The organism is Desulfuromonas versatilis, from assembly GCF_019704135.1.
GTDB lineage: Bacteria > Desulfobacterota > Desulfuromonadia > Desulfuromonadales > NIT-T3 > Desulfuromonas_A > Desulfuromonas_A versatilis.
Window position 1 is genome coordinate 245,203 of sequence record NZ_AP024355.1, and the last position, 18,165, is coordinate 263,367.

Sequence of the window (18,165 nt, forward strand, 5' to 3'; positions counted from 1 at the left end):
GAAGTCTATTCGTTGACTGCCTTGACTGAGGGTTCCCGCGGGAATTCCACCCAGAAGGTGGCGCCTCCGCCGGGGGTCTGCTCGGCCCAGGCCCTGCCGCCGAATTTTCGGGCGATTTTGGCCACGATGGCCAGGCCCAGGCCGGTCCCCGAAGTGCCCGCGGAATCCCCACAGCGGTAAAACTGATCAAAAACTTTTTCGAGGTCGCTCTCGGGGATGCCGGGGCCTCGATCCCGCACGAAATACCGCAGGCTCTGCTCGCCGGATTCGCAGCCGACCTCGATCAGCGAAGAGTACCTGCCAGCGTAGTTGACGGCGTTGCCGATCAAATTGGAAAAGACCTGGTGCAGGAAGGACTCGGGAACGAACACCGCCGGCAGCGGGGCGATGGCAACCGTGGTCCCCGCAGCCTTGATCGCCTCGGACAGGTCCTTGACCGTGTCGCGTACCACCAGGCCCGTATCCACCGCCTCCCTGGGGGCGTCGATCCGGTCGAGCTTGGAAAGCGTCAGCAGGTCTTCCATGATCCTGGTCATCCGGCGCCCCTGGGCGGCAATGGTTTCCAGGATCTGCAGGGCCGATTCGTCGAGGCTGCCACTGTATTCCTGGCGCAGAAAATCCGCATACCCGATGATCGGGGTCAAGGGCAGCCGCAGGTCGTGGGATACCGTGGAGACGAAAGTGTCGAGCTCGCGGTAGGCCTCCTGGAGCTTGGCTTCGGCCTGTTTGTGCTCGTCGATGTTCATGACCATGGCCACACAGTAGGCCAGGTCTCCGTCCTCCCTGTAAACCCCGGCCACCGTGGCGCGCCCCCAGAGGACGGTGCCGTCCTTGCAGAGATAGCGTTTCTCGCAGTCGAAGTGGTTCAATTTGCCGCTGCGCAGCTCCTCGTACAGACGCCGCGACCCCTCGCGGTCATCGGGGTGAGTGACCTCCAGCACGTGCTTTTCCAGGCATTCGGCTTCGCTGTAGCCCGAGAGCCTGCAGAAGGCGGGATTGACCTGGAGCACCCGGCCCTGGTTGCTGACGATGGCCATCCCCGCTGGGGCAAATTCGAAAACCGACCGGAAGCGCTGTTCGCTCTCTTTCAGGGCATGTTCGGCTCGCCGGCGTTCGGCGATGTTGCGCCATTCGCGCAGGGCCCTTTCCACAATCCGGGGCATATCGGCCAGGGTTGCGGCGGATTTGACCACGTATTCGAGTGCCCCCGCCTTGATCGCCTCGACGGCTACGGCTTCATCCCCCTGACCGGTCATGATCAGCACCGGCAGGGTGAATGAGCCGGAAACCTCGGCAAGCAGGTCGGTTCCCCTGCCATCCGGCAGTTCGAGATCGACGATGGCCAGCTCCGGCGCGCTCTGTCCAAGGATCGCGCGGGCCTCGCCCAGGGTCTGCGCATGGTGCAGCTGCAAATCGGGGAAGCGGGATAGAAGGGCCCGTCGGAGCAGTTCGGCATGAATCCGTTCGTCTTCGACCAGAAGGATGCTGCGGGGATCATTGGCCATGCCTTGCTCCCGGAAAAACAGAGGAATCCGTCAGGGGAAAATCAAGTTAAATAATCCCAATTTTATTAATGGAAGTCAAGGCCGTTGCTCAAGTATGTGGGCCGTTGTATCGCACCGGCCAGGAGCAGGGATAGAGGTGTGCCGGTTACTTTTTCCTGAAATGCGGGTCCGGGCTCTTGACAGCACCAGGCAAATCCTGTAAAAACTGCCACGCCTGTCTCGCTGGACGGCCCTGGTGCCCGCACACCAGGGGGCAGAAATTCCTTTACAGGATACCTGCCCTGATGTATCCTGCCCAATCTGCGGAGAGGTGACCGAGTGGCCGAAGGTGCACGACTGGAAATCGTGTGTACCGCAAGGTACCGAGGGTTCGAATCCCTCCCTCTCCGCCAGTCAAAAACCGTAGAATCTCCCGGAGGGATTCGAAGCGGAGCGAGCGCAGCCAGTGGCTGAAAAGCGGCCCCGGACGGGCCGCGTCAGCGAGCGCAGGGGAGCCGACGCCGGAACCGGCGTGAAGCCGGTGACAGAGTGGCGAATCCCTCCCTCTCCGCCAGTCAAAAACCGACGATTCAAGCCACCGGCAGCCATTGCCGACAGAAGTGACAGCCGGGTCCCGCGCAACGGACGGCCGTGAACCCCGTCAGGCCCGGAAGGGAGCAGCGGCAGCGGCCTCAGCCGTGTGCCGCGGGGGCGCCTGGCTGTCACTTGTGCCGGCAATACTTGTTTCTGGTCCCTCAGCCGCGCAGCAACCCCCAATCAACGGAGACCCGGTCGCCCCATGTCGTATCTGGTACTGGCCCGCAAGTGGCGGCCCCAGCGCTTTGAGGATCTGGTCGGACAGGAACACGTCAGCCGGACCCTGGGCAACGCCATCACTTCCGGCAGGGTTCATCACGCCTTCCTGTTCACCGGCGCCCGGGGCGTGGGTAAAACCTCCGCCGCCCGCATTCTGGCCAAGGCCCTCAACTGCGAACAGGGGCTCTCGCCCCAACCCTGCAACGAGTGCCCCTCCTGCGAGGAGATCGCCGCCGGGCGTGGCGTCGACGTGTTCGAGATCGACGGGGCGTCCAACACCGGCGTCGACGATGTCCGCGAACTGCGCGAGACCATCCGCTACCTTCCGTCGCGCTCGCGCTACAAGCTGTTCATCATCGACGAAGTGCACATGCTTTCCATCAACGCCTTCAACGCCCTGCTGAAGACGCTGGAGGAGCCGCCCGAACACGCCAAGTTCATCTTCGCCACCACCGAACCGCACAAGATCCCCGTCACCATTCTCTCGCGCTGTCAGCGCTTCGATTTCCGCAAGATCCCCCTGCCGCGGGTGGCTGCCCGGCTGCGCGAGATTGTCGATGCCGAGAACATCACGATTTCCGACCGCGCTCTGGGACTGGTGGCGCGGCGTGGCGAAGGGAGCATGCGCGATTCGCTCTCGACCCTCGACCAGGTGATCGCCTTCTGCGGCGAGCAGGTCTCCGACGAGGAGGTGCTCGGGTTGCTCGGCATGGTCGATCGGCGACTGCTGCTGGATACCGTCGAGGGGGTGCTGCAGCGCGACAGCCATCGCGCCCTGGAGGCGGTGCGCCGGGTCGACAACCTGGGCCACTCGTTCCGCCAGTTCTGCCAGGAGCTGGTCGAGCTGTTCCGGGCGCTGGTCATGTGCAGGGTTCTGCCCGATCCCGGCGAGATGCTGGAGGTGGTCGGCGACGAGTTGCGCGAGCTGCAGGCCCTGGCCGAGACCGCCAGCCTTGAGGACCACCAGCGGGCCCTGACCCTGCTGCTCAAGACCGAGGCCGAGCTGGCCGCCTCGCCGTTTCCGCGGCTGACCATGGAGATGGCCCTGGTGCGCCTTGCCCAGCTGCCGCCGGCCCGCGATGTGGCATCGCTGGTGCGCAAGCTCGAGTCCCTGGAAAAGCGCCTCGGCGGCGGGGCCGCTTTGCCGGCCGCCGCGCCGGCGTCCGCGCCGCCTCAGGCCCGGCCGGCGACCCCCGCGCCGCCGATGGAGGAGCCGCCCCAGCCCAGCGAGCCGCCGCCAAAAAAGCCTGAAGCCCCGCCACCTGCGTCCGGGGGCGCCGGCGGGTGGCAGGGGCTGGTCGATTTCGTCCGCTCCCGTCGTCCGCGGATCGGCTCGATCCTCGAGCACGGCAGGCTCTTGCAGCTGGAGCTGCCAGAGGTGCATGTCGGTTTCGCCGAGAGCTCCTTTCATCTCGAGCAGATGAAGGATGCCGAAACCCTGGAGGTTTTCAAGGGGCTGGCTGGAGAGTTTTTCGGCCAGGACGTGCTGGTGCGGGTGTCGCCGGTTGCCGGGCAGGGGGCCCAGGCGCCTCCCTCGCTGGTCGAGGAGCGCAAGGCCAAGGAGAGTGACCGCCGCAACCGCTTGCGTGAGGACGCGCTGGCCCATCCCCTGGTGAAAAAAGCCGTGGAGATCTTCGAAGGGGAGATTCGTGAGATCAAGCCCATCGACAAGGGGTTTGTTTGAAACCGGTGACTGGTAACTGGTAAAACTAAAAACGCAAAACCAACCCGCCTCGGGCGGTGATTTATGGAGGTAACTCGATATGTCCAAAGGTTTAGGCAACATCATGAAGCAGGCCCAGCTGATGCAGCAGAAGATGGCGCGCATGCAGCAGGAGCTGGAAGGGCGTGAGGTCGAAGCGACTGCCGGCGGCGGCATGGTGACCGCGGTGGTCAATGGCAAACAGCAGGTATTGTCGCTGAAGATCGAGAAAAGCGTGGTCGATCCGGAAGACGTCGAGATGCTGCAGGATCTGGTGATCGCCGCGGTCAACGAGGCGGTGAAAAAGAGCCAGGCCATGATGCAGGAGGAGATGTCCAAGATTACCGGTGGTCTCAACCTCCCCGGCATGTTTTGATGGCGCCAGCCATACCGCGTGCTTGAAATCTGCCTCCGTCGGCCTGGCCTGACGGAGGCAGATTTTTATCCGGAGTAAAAAAATTGAGCCAACTTGAAAATCCTTGCTTCGTATACGCCACGCATGGTATTACTTTCGCCTGGTAAGACCAATTTATTTTATTTTTTCTAAAGCTTGTTACGGAAAAATTTGGTCACCTTAAAATAAATAGAACAGCATTTTAAATGCTTGGAATCTAAAAGAAACCCATGCTAGACTCCATCCCGTCATTGGCCCGGCTGGTCGCCGAACTCGGCAAGTTTCCCGGCATCGGCAAGAAGACCGCCACCCGGTTGGCCTTTTTTCTTTTGCGCCAGTCCACCAGCGAAGCGCAGGCGCTGGCCGAGGCGATCCTGGAGCTTAAAACCAGGGTCGGTTACTGTTCGGTCTGCTTCAATATCACCGAGAGCGACCCCTGCCCGTTGTGCACGGATGCCGGGCGCGACGAGCGGATCCTGTGCGTCGTGGAAGACCCCCAGGATCTCATCGCCATCGAGCGCAGCCGCTCGTTCCGGGGGCGTTATCATGTGCTGCACGGGGCCCTCTCGCCTCTGGACGGGATCGGCCCGGAGGATCTCAAGGTGGCTGAGCTGCTGGCGCGGCTCCGCGACAGCCCGGTGGAAGAGGTGCTGATCGCCACCAATTTCACGGTCGAAGGCGAGGCGACCGCCCTTTATCTGGCCCGCCTGATCCACCCGCTGGGTATCCGGGTGAGCCGCCCGGCCCACGGCATCCCCATGGGGAGCGATCTGGAGTATGTGGACGAGGCCACGGTGGTCCGTGCCGTCGAAGGGCGTCGCGAGATCTGAGCCGGTTGTTTTTTTTTCTTCCTGCCGTATACTTGCTATTTTCGAAAAATCGGCGCGTTATGGCCGTTTTTTTTATCTTCGGGGATCGTCCCCTCATGTAGTCCTTTACAGGGTGTAGATTCGGTCGTTGGCGAAGCTTTCCGGCCGCATTGCCCTCATTGTCTCAGGCTTGAGAATAACCAAGGAAAAAGGAGGAAACATGTCCCGAAAGCCCAATCTGGTCAACATCGACGGCAACACCGCCGCCGCGCATGTGGCGCATGCGACCAACGAGGTGTGCGCCATCTACCCCATCACCCCCTCGTCGGTCATGGGGGAGATCTGCGACGCCAAAAGCGCCGTAGGCGAAAAGAACATCTGGGGGACCATTCCCAAGGTGGTCGAGCTGCAGTCCGAAGGGGGAGCCGCTGGTGCCGTGCACGGCGCCCTGCAGGCCGGCGCCCTGACCTCCACCTTTACCGCCTCCCAGGGGCTGCTGCTGATGATCCCCAACATGTTCAAGATCGCCGGGGAGCTGACCCCCACGGTCTTCCATGTTTCGGCCCGCGCCATCGCCGCCCAGGCCCTGTCCATCTTCGGCGACCATTCGGACGTCATGTCCTGCCGCTCCACCGGCTGGGCCTTCCTCTGCTCCAACAACGTCCAGGAGGTCATGGACTTCGCCCTGATCGCCCAGGCGGCCACGCTGGAGTCGCGGGTCCCCTTCCTGCACTTCTTCGACGGCTTCCGCACCTCCCATGAAATCCAGAAAGTGGACGAGCTCAGCTTTGATGACATGCGCCACATGGTCAGCGACGAGCTGGTGCGCGCCCACCGCGAGCGCGCCCTCTCGCCCGACCGGCCCAAGCTGCGCGGCACCGCGCAGAACCCCGACGTCTATTTCCAGGGGCGCGAGACGGTCAACGCGTTCTACGAGAAAGTCCCCGGCATCGTGCAGGCGCAGATGGACAAGTTTGCCAAGCTGACCGGCCGCCAGTACAAGCTTTATGACTACGTGGGCGCGCCCGACGCCGAGCGCGTCATCGTCATGATGGGTAGCGGCTGCGACACCGTCCACGAACTGGTGGAATACCTCACCTCCAAGGGCGAGAAGGTCGGCCTGCTCAAGGTCCGCCTGTTCCTGCCCTTCGACGTCAAGGCCTTCGCCGCCGCCCTGCCCAAAACCGCCACCAAGATCGCCGTGCTCGACCGCACCAAGGAGCCCGGCTCCATGGGCGAGCCGCTCTACCACAACGTGCGCACCGCCATCGGCGAGGCCATGGCCGACAAGCTGGTCAGCTACGACGGTTACCCGGTCATCGTCGGCGGCCGCTACGGCCTGGGCTCCTACGAATTCTCCCCGAGCATGGCCAAGGCCGTGTTCGAAAACCTCTCCGCCGCCAAGCCGAAGAACCACTTCGTGGTCGGCATCAAGGACGACGTCACCGGCAACTACCTGGAATTCGACCCCAGCTTCAAGGTGCCCACCAAGGCCTACCAGGCCATGTTCTACGGCCTGGGCTCGGACGGCACCGTCGGCGCCAACAAGAACTCCATCAAGATCATCGGCGACAACACCGACTTCAACGCCCAGGCCTACTTCGTCTACGACTCCAAGAAGGCCGGCAGCATGACCACCAGCCACCTGCGCTTCGGCCAGGAGGTGATCCGCAAGCCCTACCTGGTCGACAGCGCCGACTTCGTGGCCTGCCACATGTTCTCCTTCCTCGAGAAGTACGACATGCTCGGCAAGCTCAAGGCGGGCGGGACCTTCCTGCTCAACAGCCCCTACCATCAGGACGAGGTCTGGCAGCACCTGCCGCTGGAGGTGCAGAAGCAGATCATCGACAAGAAGCTCAAGTTCTACGTGATCGACGGCGTGCGCCTGGGCAACGAGATCGGCCTCGGCCCCCGCATCAACGTCATCATGCAGACCGCTTTCTTCAAAATCTCCGGCATCATCCCCTTCGACCTGGCCGTCAAGGAGATCAAGGACGCCATCGTCAAGAGCTACGGCAAGGCGGGCGAGAAGGTCGTCAACATGAACTACCAGGCGGTTGACGCCGGCGCCAACAACATCGAAGAAGTCAAGATCCCGGCCAAGGCCGACAGCAAGATCAGAATGAAGACCGGCCTCGGCAAGGACGTGCCCGAGTTCGTCCGCAACACTCTGGGCCCGATCATCGACGGGGTCGGGGACACGCTGCCGGTCTCGGCCATGCCCTGCGACGGCACCTTCCCCACGGACACCGCCAAGGTAGAGAAGCGCAACATCGCCATCGACATCCCGGTGTGGGACGAGGAAATCTGCATCCAGTGCGGCATCTGCTCCTTCGTCTGCCCCCACGCCACCATCCGCATGAAGATCTATGATGGCGACAAGCTCAAGGGCGCGCCCAAGGCCTTCAAGGCCGTCGACGCCAAGGGCAAGGGCCTGGAAGGGAAGAAGTTCTCCCTGCAGGTGGCTCCCGAGGATTGTACCGGCTGCGGCGCCTGCGTCTATAACTGCCCGGCCAAGAGCAAGGAAGACCCCAAGCACAAGGCCATCAACATGACCTTCCAGGCGCCGCTGCGCGAGCAGGAGGCCACCAACTGGGACTTCTTCCTCGGCCTGCCCGAGACCGACCCGGCGCTGGTCAACCGCGCCACCCTCAAGGGGACCCAGCTGCTGAAGCCGCTGTTCGAATTCTCCGGCGCCTGCGCCGGCTGCGGCGAGACCCCCTTCGTCAAGCTCTGCTCGCAGCTCTTTGGCGACCGCATGCTGGTGGCCAACGCCACCGGCTGCTCCTCCATCTATGGCGGCAACCTGCCCACCACCCCCTGGACCACCCGGGGTGACGGTCGCGGGCCCACCTGGAGCAACTCGCTTTTCGAGGACAACGCCGAGTTCGGCTACGGCTTCCGCCTGGCGATCGACAAGTTCAACGCCTACGCGCTGGAGCTGCTCGATCGCATCCCCGCCGAGCACCTGAAAAAGGTCTCCGGGCTCGAGAAGCTGATCGCCGAGATCCAGGGTGCCGACCAGACGACCCAGGAAGGGATCGAGGCGCAGCGCGAGCGGGTTGCCAAGCTCAAGGAAGGGCTGGCGGGCTGCCCCGACGCCGACGCCAAGCAGCTCGTGTCGGTGGCCGATTACCTGGTCAAGAAGTCGGTCTGGATCCACGGCGGCGACGGCTGGGCCTACGACATCGGCTACGGCGGTCTCGACCACGTGCTCGCCTCGGGCGAGAACGTCAACGTGCTGGTGCTCGACACCGAGGTCTACTCCAACACCGGCGGGCAGGCCTCCAAGTCGACCCCGCTCGGCGCGGTGGCGCAGTTTGCCGCCGGCGGCAAGCGCATGCCGAAAAAGGACCTCGGCATGATTGCCATGACCTACGGCAACATCTACGTGGCCAAGGTCTCGCTGGCCAACCCGGCCCAGGCGATCAAGGCCTTCATCGAGGCCGACGCCTTCGACGGGCCGTCGCTGATCATCGCCTACACCCACTGCATCGCCCACGGCATCAACATGGCGACCGCCGTGGACGGCTGCAAAGAGGCGGTGGCCTCGGGCCACTGGCCGCTGTATCGCTACAACCCCGACCTGGCGGCCGAGGGGAAAAACCCCCTGCAGTTCGACAGCAAGGACGCCACCATGTCCTTCTCCGAATACGCCGGCAAGCAGAACCGTTACCGCGTACTGCAGAAGGCCAATCCCGAGATCGCCCAGAAGCTCATGGAGCAGGGCGACCGGGTGACCCAGGCCCGCTTCCAGATGTACAAGAGCCTGGCCGAAATCCAGGCCAGCTTCAGCGCAAAAAAATAGGGCCGCGGCCCTGGCAGTAAAAACTCCCGGCGGGGCACCCCCGCCGGGAGTTTTTTTTGGTATGCGGGTTGCATAATATTGACCCGCGAAAACCCTTGAAGCGCCATGGTTTAGATGCTATAAAAACGGGCGGCGCGGCAACCCGAGCAAGGAGCGTGTAAATGTTTGGCCCTCAATCTTCCTTCGTCATGTATGACGAGGAGTTCAAGCGGATCAACGCCGTCATCGAAAAATTGCTGCGGGAATCCAATTCCAAGGTGATTTTCCTGGTGGACAAAAACGGGCAGCTCATCTCGGCCGTTGGCGAATCCGAGCACCTCGACACCACCAGCCTTGCCTCCCTGACCGCCGGCAACATCGCTGCGACCGGCGGTTTGGCCAAGCTGATCGGTGAAAAGGAGTTCTCCATCCTCTTTCACGAGGGAGAGAAGGACAATCTGCACATCTCCATCGTCGCCGGTCGGGTCATCCTGGTGGTGATTTTCGATCAGCGCAGCTCCTTGGGGCTGGTGCGGCTGCGGGTGAAAAAGGCCAGTGACGAACTGGCGCAGATTTTTGAAGACCTGTCAAAAAAATCTGACGACCTGGAAAAAGCCGGAGATTTCCAGAGCCCATTCGCCGAAATCACCGACGACGACATCGACAATCTTTTCCGCTGATGGGGTAGCCTATGTCATTCATCAATTACGCCTCTCGCGAAATCAACTGCAAGATTGTCTACTACGGGCCCGGTCTCTGCGGCAAGACCACCAACCTGCAGTACGTCTACCAGAAGACCGCTCCCGAGGCCAAGGGCAAGATGATCTCCCTGGCCACCGAGACCGAGCGGACGCTGTTCTTCGACTTTCTGCCCCTGGCCCTGGGGGAGATCCGCGGCTTCAAGACCCGCTTTCATCTCTATACCGTCCCCGGGCAGGTCTTTTACGACGCCTCGCGTAAGCTGATCCTCAAGGGGGTCGACGGGGTGGTGTTCGTCGCCGACTCGCAGGAGGAGCGCTTCGACGCCAACATCGAGAGCCTGGAAAACCTCAAGGACAACCTCGAGGAGCAGGGCTACCAGCTCGACAACCTGCCCTACGTCATCCAGTACAACAAGCGCGACCTGCCCAACGTCACCTCGGTCGACGAGTTGAGCAGGCTGCTCAACCCCACCAGCGTGCCCGAGTATGAAGCCTGCGCCACCACCGGCGAGGGGGTGTTCGAGACGCTCAAGGCCGTCGCCAAGTTGATCCTCATCGACCTGAAAAAGGGCGGGCGCTAAAAACCTGAAGGGTTCAGAAAAAATCTTGACATGAGAGGGGCAATCCCTTATATTCCCCACCTGTCACACATTCCCCGGTAGCTCAGTCGGTAGAGCAGGTGGCTGTTAACCACCCTGTCGCTGGTTCGAGTCCGGCCCGGGGAGCCAATCACTATCAAAAGCGGGCACTCCTTCGGGCAGTCCCGCTTTTGTTTTTTCCAGCATTCCCGCCAATGCCGCATAGCTTCCGCGGATGCGGATCTCTTTCCCCTCTACCCGAATCTCGTCCACCAGCAATCGTAAGTACTCCTTGCCAAACTGGGACGAGCGGTCTTGCAGCTTCTCCTTAAGTGCCCGGCAAAACGCTTCCACTTTCTTCGGCCCAAGTTGGGAAAGAGGCATTTCCCCTCGCCGCCTCAGCCCGGCCATTTCAGTAAGGATTTCCTGCCGTCTGGCCTGGTGCTTGTGCACTCGTTCTTTTAACATCAGGTCCATCGGAAGAAAGCCGTTTTCCACCGCTTCATATAGCCGATCTGTTGCCGCCTGGACCGCATCCAGTTCCTTCTTGAGCTTACTAAGTGCATCATCGTGCTTTGATCTGGCATTTTTCAGCCGATCCCGGAACTCCTTGAGCATGGCCTCAATCCGACCAGGAGTAAACACCCGATCCGCCACGGTTTCCAGAATCAGTTGATCCAGCTTGTCCATCGGCAAATTACCGCTCTTGCAGGCGCCCGGCCCGGCATTGATCCGAGAAGTGCACTTATAATAGCGATACCTACCGCCCTTGCCGGTGGCGAGTGTCATCCGCGCCCCGCAGGAGCATTTGAGCAGCCCTGTTAAAAGTGTGGGAGAATTGACAATTCTGGGCGGAGTTACTTCCGGGGAGCGCTGTTCTTTCAGGGCCTGGGTCCTGTTGAAGATCCCACGCTCAACGAGCGGAGGGACCTTCATCATGACCCAGTCTTCCTTGTCCTTCTTGGCCCTGGTTTTGCCCTGTTTTTTATTGAAATAGAACTCGCCAACATAGGCGGTATTGGTCAGGAGGTCATAGACGGAGGATTTACTCCATCGCTTGCCCCGGCGGGTGATTCCCGTATTGTTCAGGTGAGCGGCAATTCCGGCTACTCCCATGATTTTGCCGTTATGCCCCTGCAGGTAAAGGTTGAATATCCGATTAACGATGGTCGCTTCGGAGAGATCGACTTCCAGCCGCTTTTTGTTTCCTCTTCGTCCAGGAACATCCACAGGGATAACTCTGTAGCCAAAAGGGGGATTGCTGCCATTGAAATAACCCTGCCGAGCGTTCTCCTTCATGGCTCGCAGGGTGTGCTTGGAGTTCTCCTTGCTTTGGTATTCGTCAAAAAGGCTAAAGATCTTACGAGCCATTTCCCCGGCAGGGTCCGCGCTTGTTTGCTGGGTGATGGAGATGATCTGCACCCCTCGCTTGTTCAGCTGTCGCTCGTAAAGGCCAAACTCCAGCGCATCCCGGAAAAACCTGGACAGGCTATGTACGATAATTGCTTCAAAGGGGGAGGGGGAGGCGGACGCTTCAGCGATCATCTGCTGAAAGACCGGCCGACGATCATCCAGGGCCGATGCTCCCGGCTCCTCGTATTCGGCCGCAATCGAGTGCCCCTGCGCCTTGCACCAGTCATGCATTTGTCGCAGTTGGTCCGGGATTGACAGCTCTTTTTCCGCCTGCCTTCCTGTGGATACCCTCGCATAAAGAGCGACGATCATTTATTCCTCCGTTTCCTCCTGGCGAAGTACCATCCCGATCAGATCCCCCAGGTGAGCCTCCACTAGGGATAGTTCCTCCTGGCTGATTTCAGGCATATCGGTTGCCGAAAGGGAAAATTCATTTTCAGATCTAGACACTCATAAGGCACCCCTTCTTTAGCCTGTTCTATTCCTGCCCGTGCCTTGCCTTGCCGTGCCATAGATCCGATCCAGTTCCTTGCCGATACCACTTCTACCGAATTCGTCGAGAGCAATTTTCCGAAACGCCTGGAATTGACTAGCCGGCAATGCCGCCTCAGCCACCAGCAGAAGGCGATTCAGACGAGCACTAAGGAGTTGCTCTATTTGCTCCCTGCCTACCATTGTCCCAGCTGCATCTCCTGAATTCGTTTTTTCACATCCGCCTGCCATGCAAGCGGTTCATATAGTTCCCGCAAAAGAGGTTCCATTTTCCACAGAGCCTGCTCCGCATCTACCATGGCCTTGCCAGATTGGATGCAATGAATTGCTGCCACTCTTTTGAGGTACCCAAAAATGCTAATGGCCATCCTCTGCATCCTCTCATCGAGGACGGCAGGCATGCCGATTACTCGGTGCACGCCTTGGTTCTTCAAATCAGCAATCCGTGCTTGAAGATCCTTCCAAAGGGGATGCAGGGGCCAGCGGGATTCATTGCTGTCGCCGTTCGGCTGTCTCAAGGTGTCATGCTCGGAAGCCAAATATCGGAGAAGATCCCCTTGGAGATCTTGGAGATCCTCGAATGTGGCGATGCCAAATCGTTTGAGTACAGGTTTTCTAACCTGCCACTCGATTCGCCAAACGTCCATATCTATTCCCCAAAGGAGAAAAAACCAAACCTTACTGCTTTGCTGTTGGATCTCCGCTACCTTGTCGTAGACCCGAAGGACTACGTCCCCTTTTCCAAATGAAAACGTCTGTACTCGTCCATTTTCGCGATACTGGCTATCCTTGTTTGATCGACTCTTGAAGCTGTTCTCGTTGAAATCGATGGTTGGCAGGTGATAGTCAAAACTGAAATCTATTCGGGAAAGGGATTCTGGCCGATAGGGGGCGAAGCCTGCAGTTCGAGCCCACTTAAGGAACTTGTCATGAAGCAACCAAGCAGATTCACGCCAGAGGGCTTGGCTACGGAAGGTAACAAAGAAGTTGGGTTTATTAAACTCACCGCATTCGATCTTGAAATCTTCATTTTCAAGTACAAAGGGATATCCGGAGGCCGTTCCGTAGGGTTGAAGCAAAAAGCCCCTGCCGCCCGCTTGAAACGGCGCAGGGCTTTTGCTTTTGGCCTGTCTGATACTTTCCTTTACCTCAGCCATATGCCGGAAATTAAGTTCGGTCTTCCCATGCGGTGCAAGGAAGTAAGCACATTGCAAAGTATCAATTCCTTGCAAGAGGCATTGAAACGCTTCGTCCATGGATTAACCCTTTTTATCTGCTATTTCATCCTCATATTGCTTGAGATAAAATTGTGTGCGATCAAAAAAGACTCCCCGAGCACCCAGGTCTTCATAGACCGGCTCATCTGTATCAGGATCATGCCCCATGAGGCGCCCTTCTTTGCTAGGAAGGGATTGCTCAAGCTGGTCAAGCGCTGTTGCTAGTAAGTCACCAATAATTTCGGTTTTCGTTTTTCTCGGATACATGTCGCACAGGGCGTTAATCTTCGCGGCGACCTGAATAGGCAACCGAAGTGAAATTTGCCGGGGGGTGAGCTTGGAATGGTCAGGAGCAGTCCAGATTGCCAGAAGGTCTTTGGGGTCCATAAAGTCTCCAAAAATTCCAAAAATGTCATTGTGAAATTCAGGATAATTTTTTGAATTTCCATTGTCAATGAAATTTTGAAGGCCGCCCACAGGGAAACGGGGGAGCCTTGCGCGACTCTTTGGCGCCGCTCCCCCTACTCGCTGGGCTCGTTTCCCTATGGACGGACGGGAAAAATAAAAAAATTGACGAATTGCAATGAGAGGGGTAAAAGGATGGATTGTCATGAGGGGGCATGCCTCAGCCACCCTTAGCGAGGACGATTTATTTTCGAATGTATTTCTGAGCCCCCGTGTTACTAAGTTGGGGGACTAGACGGAAGGGGTATGCCGATGACGGTTTCTCTAAGCAGTCTATCAACATTTGGCGATGTGTCTGCGGAAGAAGACGCAGTTCTTGAGTACTTTGTAACCACTGATGCAGTACAAAAATTAGAACAAAATGAGGTTTTTATTATTCTCGGCAGAAAGGGAGCAGGAAAAACTGCTTTGGTTCGTCACTTTACTGAAAGTGGTCATCGGTCACTTTCAAAACCCCTTAATTTAAGAGGATATCCTTGGAATTTGCATTCCGAGCGAGTGGATAGAGGAGCTTCTGAAATCGAAGCATATGTATCATCATGGAGGTATTTGATAGCAATAGAATTTGCCTCGCTTGTTTTGTCTAAATCTGAAAGGCCCCAGTACCAAGAAGTAATTAATTTAACTAATTTTATGAACGAGAACTACGGAGGCCCGCACCCTAAGCTTTCCGACATCCTTCGACCGCGTCGTATTAAATTATCGAAATTCTCTTTCGCCCCTTCAGTTCTGGGCAATGCACTAGGAGGAGTGGACTTGGAAAGGGGGAGAGGGGATCTTCAGCTTGGACTCGAATTAAATGCGCTTTCTGAGGCTATTCTAAGTAGTGCTAGGGCAATCGCAGAAAATGAGAGCCTTGGCCCCCTCATGCTTCATTTTGATGAATTGGACCAAGGGCTTGCAGAATTTGATGAAAACAGAAGCAGGATGATTATTGGATTAATACTGGCTGCGCGTCAAATCCGCCGAGAAATGAGAGAAAGTACTGTTCAGTTTAGCCCAATAATTTATTTAAGGACCGATCTTTGGGACGATTTAGAGTTTTCGGACAAAAATAAGATAAGCCAAGGTTTAGCATTAAAGGTTGAATGGACATCTCAAAGCTTAAATGAGTTAGTAAATTTGAGACTAAGTGCAAGATTGGGCAGGGACGTTTCATGGGAGGATGTGTCAACTGATGATTTAATGCGAGGTTCACAGACTAAATGGAATCACATTCTAGCCAGAAGCTTTCTTAGGCCAAGAGATATCATTGCATTTTTAAATGCAGCTTTGCATTTTGCAAAAATACGCGACGAAGATCCATGTATTTTTACTAATCCTGACATTGTTGATGCTCGAGAAAGATATTCCAGCTATCTCAAATTGGAGTTAGATGACGAAATTCTTCCGCATTGGCCTAATTGGGAAGAAGCTCTTCAAGCATGTTCCGCTATAAGTACAATAACATTCGATCGTTCAGAATTTGATTCAGAATACAGCCGTCGAAAGACAAAAGGAAACACGATAGATTCTGAAGAAGCATTGCAGACATTGTATAAATTTTCTGTGATTGGATATGAGCGCAGAAGTGGATATGGCGGGTCATCTTGGGCCTTTCAGTATACTGATCCAGAGGTAGGCTATGACAACTCAGCCAATCGATTTAAAGTTCATTTAGGCCTGAAAGAATATGCAAAATTGCGCGAAACCAGGCAGCAATAAATTCGCTTGGCTAGTTAAGAAAAGCCCCGTTTGATATTGATATTTCTTTCCCATTGCCCACCTTCGTCTACTTTGGGGAGCCAAAAATTAGAAGGCCGTTTCCTTAATTGGAAGCGGCCTTTTTTTTTCAACTGTCCGCCATATATCCAGATCCCCTCCCCGGGACCTGCCCTCGGGAAAACAGTCAAATTTCCGGCAAACTAGAAGTCCTAGGTCAGTACGGACACGGAGTATTCCCGGAGTTTGACAGTGTCCCAGAGAAGAACAGCTTGAGGCAATTGGAGACTTCTATCCGTTTGTCATCTGGGCTCGATAATAGATGGACAGGATCGGCCAGGCAACCTGAGGCCCCCGCTCTTCTTTTTTTCTCGTCCGGTATCTTTTCGTCGGGAACACGTGTATAGTTAAATATCAAACCCACGCCAGATCCTATCCTCTTAAACCGCCCCACCCTTCACGCCGTACGGAGATGTCCATTGCGGGGTGAAGAGATTCGATGTTCGTGCCTGGTTCTCAAGGCACGCCAATTGTCAAGCCGCCCCGTAGATGCCAGCAATCTCCCTGGTTTTTATTGGACATGTCTTGGCTGGTTCCAAGTAAGGGAGTCTTGTCATGAAAAGCACTACGCTTTCGGTCGGTGCGCCGATTGAAGCCCGCTGCACTAAATGCCGAAAGAATACCGGCCACATCATCGTCACTATGGCTGAAAAGGATCCTGTCAAAGTGCAGTGCAACAAATGCAATCGACAGCATAAGTATCGGCCGCCCATCACGGCAAAAAAGCCTGCCGGGCGACAAACCGCTGACCCGAAAGTCGCCGAGCGCAAAGAGTGGGCAGTCCTGCGACCGGGCATGAACAGCGCAGAGGCGACCAACTATTCCATGACAGCTGCTTACAAGGTCCAGGCCCTGGTAAACCACCCCGTTTTCGGTCTTGGGCTTGTTCAACGCGTGGCCGGACCACAAAAGGTTGAGATTCTCTTTGAGGACGGCAAGAAAACGATGCGCTGCAAATAGTCCGGCCCGGTGGGCAGCTCTCTTGGGCGGGATTAGTTAGACGAAGAGGTTGCCAGAGACGGGTAGAAAGAGATGAAAATGGAAATTTGCGATCAGTGTGAAGAGCAATCAAAGAAATCGCACAAGGCCAAGCCGCATGGATATTTAATAAAAGTAGATGACCTCCGCATTTTCAAAGGGAAAAAACCCCGAGGCTTTGAGGAGCAGGATTACCAGTGTCAGACATGCAAATCGAAGTTTACCCAGAGTACCGATAAAAACGTCCTGGCCTGGACTCTATGGCGGGGGTAATTGAACAGAGGGCACGCTTGGATTGGGGACGTTTAAAGGGGTCGGGTTGCTTGCGGATAGGGCAGCCTGACTTTTTTTTTCGGCTTCCGAGTTCAAATTACCGGAGGTTGGCCCGAAATCCTTTGAGCCAACCTTCAAACCGAGCCAGCGGCCCCTTGGATAGAATCCTGCCGAAGATTGCCGGGTTGTAGAGAAACAGGCAGTGCCTGATCGAGGTATAGGGACTGAAGGTATTTTCAGGGTTTGCCGCCATGAAATCATCGCGATAATTTCTGACGGTTTTTAAATTCTCGATCAGACTTTTGTGCAGGTCCGACTTTTTGAAGGCATTGTCCAACTTCAGGATATCCTGGACGAAGTTATCTACCTTGTAGTCTTCAAACTCGAAATCTTTGAAGAAATGGCCCGCGACACGCAGGAAGTTGAAGGCATTGACTGTTTTGCCGCTGGCCTCCGTCCATGCCTGTCCCACCGTCTCACTGCTATCCTCAAGAGCATCGCTGATCGGAGCCACCGTCTCCTGATGAATGAGCTCCATGGTGGCGTTGCGAATCTCTTTGAATTCCCGATCGGCCATTTCGAACAGGGCCGAAAGGACGTTGATTCGGCGCTTGAGATCATTGGGGATAGATTTTTTGTACTTGATCCTGTGGTCCAGCACGCTCCAGGCATCCTGAATCATGGACCTGATCTGAATTTCGAAGGGATAGTCTGCAAATGCTTGGTATTTCGATAAGGACGCCATCTCTTCGGTAAGGGCCAGGTCCATGTGCAGGCCCTTATAGCCGAACAAATCCTCAGTGCTCTCGATAGCGGCTATCTTGTCGGAGACGTCGATGATTTTGAAATGATTCTTCAATACATTTGACGCCACAGCGATCTGGTCTTCATAAAGGCAGACGATACGAATGCCGATCAAGTCGGAAATGTAATTTTTGATTTCGTAGGTTTGTTCATCGGCTTCAAGTCTGATCTGGTATTTGCGCTGAAATTTTTTGATGCACTCTTCTTTGTCTTTGACCCGGCCCTCTATTTTTGTCACCTCACCGACATCAGACTGCCTTATCAGTGAGTTAATAGTGCGGATATAGGAGTTTTTAGCTTTTTCAAAAAGTTGCCGGTTGTTTTCGTAATATTTTCTAAAATTGCGTTTTTCAAGTTCGAAGTCCAGAGAGGCCAATGGCAACTCCTTCCATATAAATGTGGATTAAGGGAAAATCGGGGATCTAGGGATTGAAGAAATCGGTGGAGAAATGGATCGCCGTCTGCTCCTCTTTCTAGCCGATTTATTGTGG

The 18,165-nt window shown here is 56.6% G+C and carries 13 protein-coding genes, 2 tRNA genes and 1 other RNA gene; 11 read left to right on the plus strand and 5 right to left on the minus strand.

Annotated elements, in window-relative coordinates:
• Positions 1-5 precede the first annotated feature (5 nt).
• A complete protein-coding gene (locus tag DESUT3_RS01020; protein ID WP_221250608.1) occupies positions 6-1,505 on the minus strand; it encodes a sensor histidine kinase in 1,500 nt (499 codons plus the stop codon).
• 304 nt (positions 1,506-1,809) lie between these two features.
• On the opposite strand from DESUT3_RS01020, the gene DESUT3_RS01025 reads away from it, so the two are divergent.
• The 9 genes from DESUT3_RS01025 (at position 1,810) to DESUT3_RS01065 (ending at position 10,421) form a co-directional block, all read left to right on the plus strand.
• Positions 1,810-1,897, plus strand: a tRNA-Ser gene (locus DESUT3_RS01025).
• A 212-nt stretch (positions 1,898-2,109) separates the two neighbouring features.
• Positions 2,110-2,208, plus strand: an RNA gene (gene ffs / locus DESUT3_RS01030) — signal recognition particle sRNA small type.
• A gap of 75 nt (positions 2,209-2,283) precedes the next feature.
• Positions 2,284-3,984 carry a DNA polymerase III subunit gamma/tau gene (dnaX, locus tag DESUT3_RS01035; RefSeq protein WP_221250609.1) on the plus strand — a complete coding sequence of 567 codons (1,701 nt, stop codon included), beginning with the start codon at positions 2,284-2,286 and terminating at the stop codon, positions 3,982-3,984.
• 79 nt (positions 3,985-4,063) lie between these two features.
• Positions 4,064-4,378: a YbaB/EbfC family nucleoid-associated protein gene (locus DESUT3_RS01040; protein ID WP_221250610.1), complete on the plus strand. Its 315-nt coding sequence runs from the start codon at positions 4,064-4,066 to the stop codon at positions 4,376-4,378.
• Between the two features lie 248 nt (positions 4,379-4,626).
• Positions 4,627-5,226, plus strand: a complete 600-nt coding sequence (gene recR, locus DESUT3_RS01045; RefSeq protein ID WP_221250611.1) for a recombination mediator RecR — start codon at positions 4,627-4,629, stop codon at positions 5,224-5,226.
• Positions 5,227-5,425: 199 nt separating this feature from the next.
• Positions 5,426-9,013: a pyruvate:ferredoxin (flavodoxin) oxidoreductase gene (gene nifJ / locus DESUT3_RS01050; RefSeq protein WP_221250612.1), complete on the plus strand. Its 3,588-nt coding sequence runs from the start codon at positions 5,426-5,428 to the stop codon at positions 9,011-9,013.
• A 161-nt stretch (positions 9,014-9,174) separates the two neighbouring features.
• On the plus strand, positions 9,175-9,672 hold the full coding sequence (locus tag DESUT3_RS01055) for a roadblock/LC7 domain-containing protein (RefSeq protein WP_221250613.1): 498 nt from the start codon (positions 9,175-9,177) through the stop codon (positions 9,670-9,672).
• An 11-nt stretch (positions 9,673-9,683) separates the two neighbouring features.
• On the plus strand, positions 9,684-10,274 hold the full coding sequence (locus tag DESUT3_RS01060; RefSeq protein WP_221250615.1) for a GTP-binding protein: 591 nt from the start codon (positions 9,684-9,686) through the stop codon (positions 10,272-10,274).
• Between the two features lie 71 nt (positions 10,275-10,345).
• A tRNA-Asn gene (locus DESUT3_RS01065) sits at positions 10,346-10,421 on the plus strand.
• On the opposite strand, the gene DESUT3_RS21280 is transcribed toward DESUT3_RS01065, so the two are convergent.
• The 3 genes from DESUT3_RS21280 to DESUT3_RS20865 form a co-directional block, all read right to left on the minus strand.
• Positions 10,380-11,996 carry a recombinase family protein gene (locus tag DESUT3_RS21280; protein WP_225911672.1) on the minus strand — a complete coding sequence of 539 codons (1,617 nt, stop codon included), beginning with the start codon at positions 11,994-11,996 and terminating at the stop codon, positions 10,380-10,382. The two genes, DESUT3_RS01065 and DESUT3_RS21280, sit on opposite strands and share 42 nt — an antisense overlap.
• 356 nt (positions 11,997-12,352) lie before the next feature.
• On the minus strand, positions 12,353-13,432 hold the full coding sequence (locus DESUT3_RS01080) for a hypothetical protein (RefSeq protein ID WP_221250616.1): 1,080 nt from the start codon (positions 13,430-13,432) through the stop codon (positions 12,353-12,355).
• Positions 13,433-13,435: 3 nt separating this feature from the next.
• The gene (locus tag DESUT3_RS20865) at positions 13,436-14,005 is read right to left on the minus strand and encodes a hypothetical protein (protein ID WP_225911589.1); all 570 of its coding nucleotides are present in this window, start codon (positions 14,003-14,005) and stop codon (positions 13,436-13,438) included.
• 99 nt (positions 14,006-14,104) lie between these two features.
• On the opposite strand from DESUT3_RS20865, the gene DESUT3_RS01090 reads away from it, so the two are divergent.
• Both DESUT3_RS01090 and DESUT3_RS01095 read left to right on the plus strand, forming a co-directional pair.
• Positions 14,105-15,562, plus strand: a complete 1,458-nt coding sequence (locus DESUT3_RS01090) for a P-loop ATPase, Sll1717 family (protein ID WP_221250617.1) — start codon at positions 14,105-14,107, stop codon at positions 15,560-15,562.
• Positions 15,563-16,174: 612 nt separating this feature from the next.
• Positions 16,175-16,579 carry a hypothetical protein gene (locus DESUT3_RS01095; RefSeq protein ID WP_221250618.1) on the plus strand — a complete coding sequence of 135 codons (405 nt, stop codon included), beginning with the start codon at positions 16,175-16,177 and terminating at the stop codon, positions 16,577-16,579.
• 388 nt (positions 16,580-16,967) lie between these two features.
• On the opposite strand, the gene DESUT3_RS01100 is transcribed toward DESUT3_RS01095, so the two are convergent.
• Positions 16,968-18,050 (minus strand): GTP pyrophosphokinase, encoded by a 1,083-nt coding sequence (locus DESUT3_RS01100; protein WP_221250619.1) that lies wholly within the window; start codon positions 18,048-18,050, stop codon positions 16,968-16,970.
• Positions 18,051-18,165 lie beyond the last annotated feature (115 nt).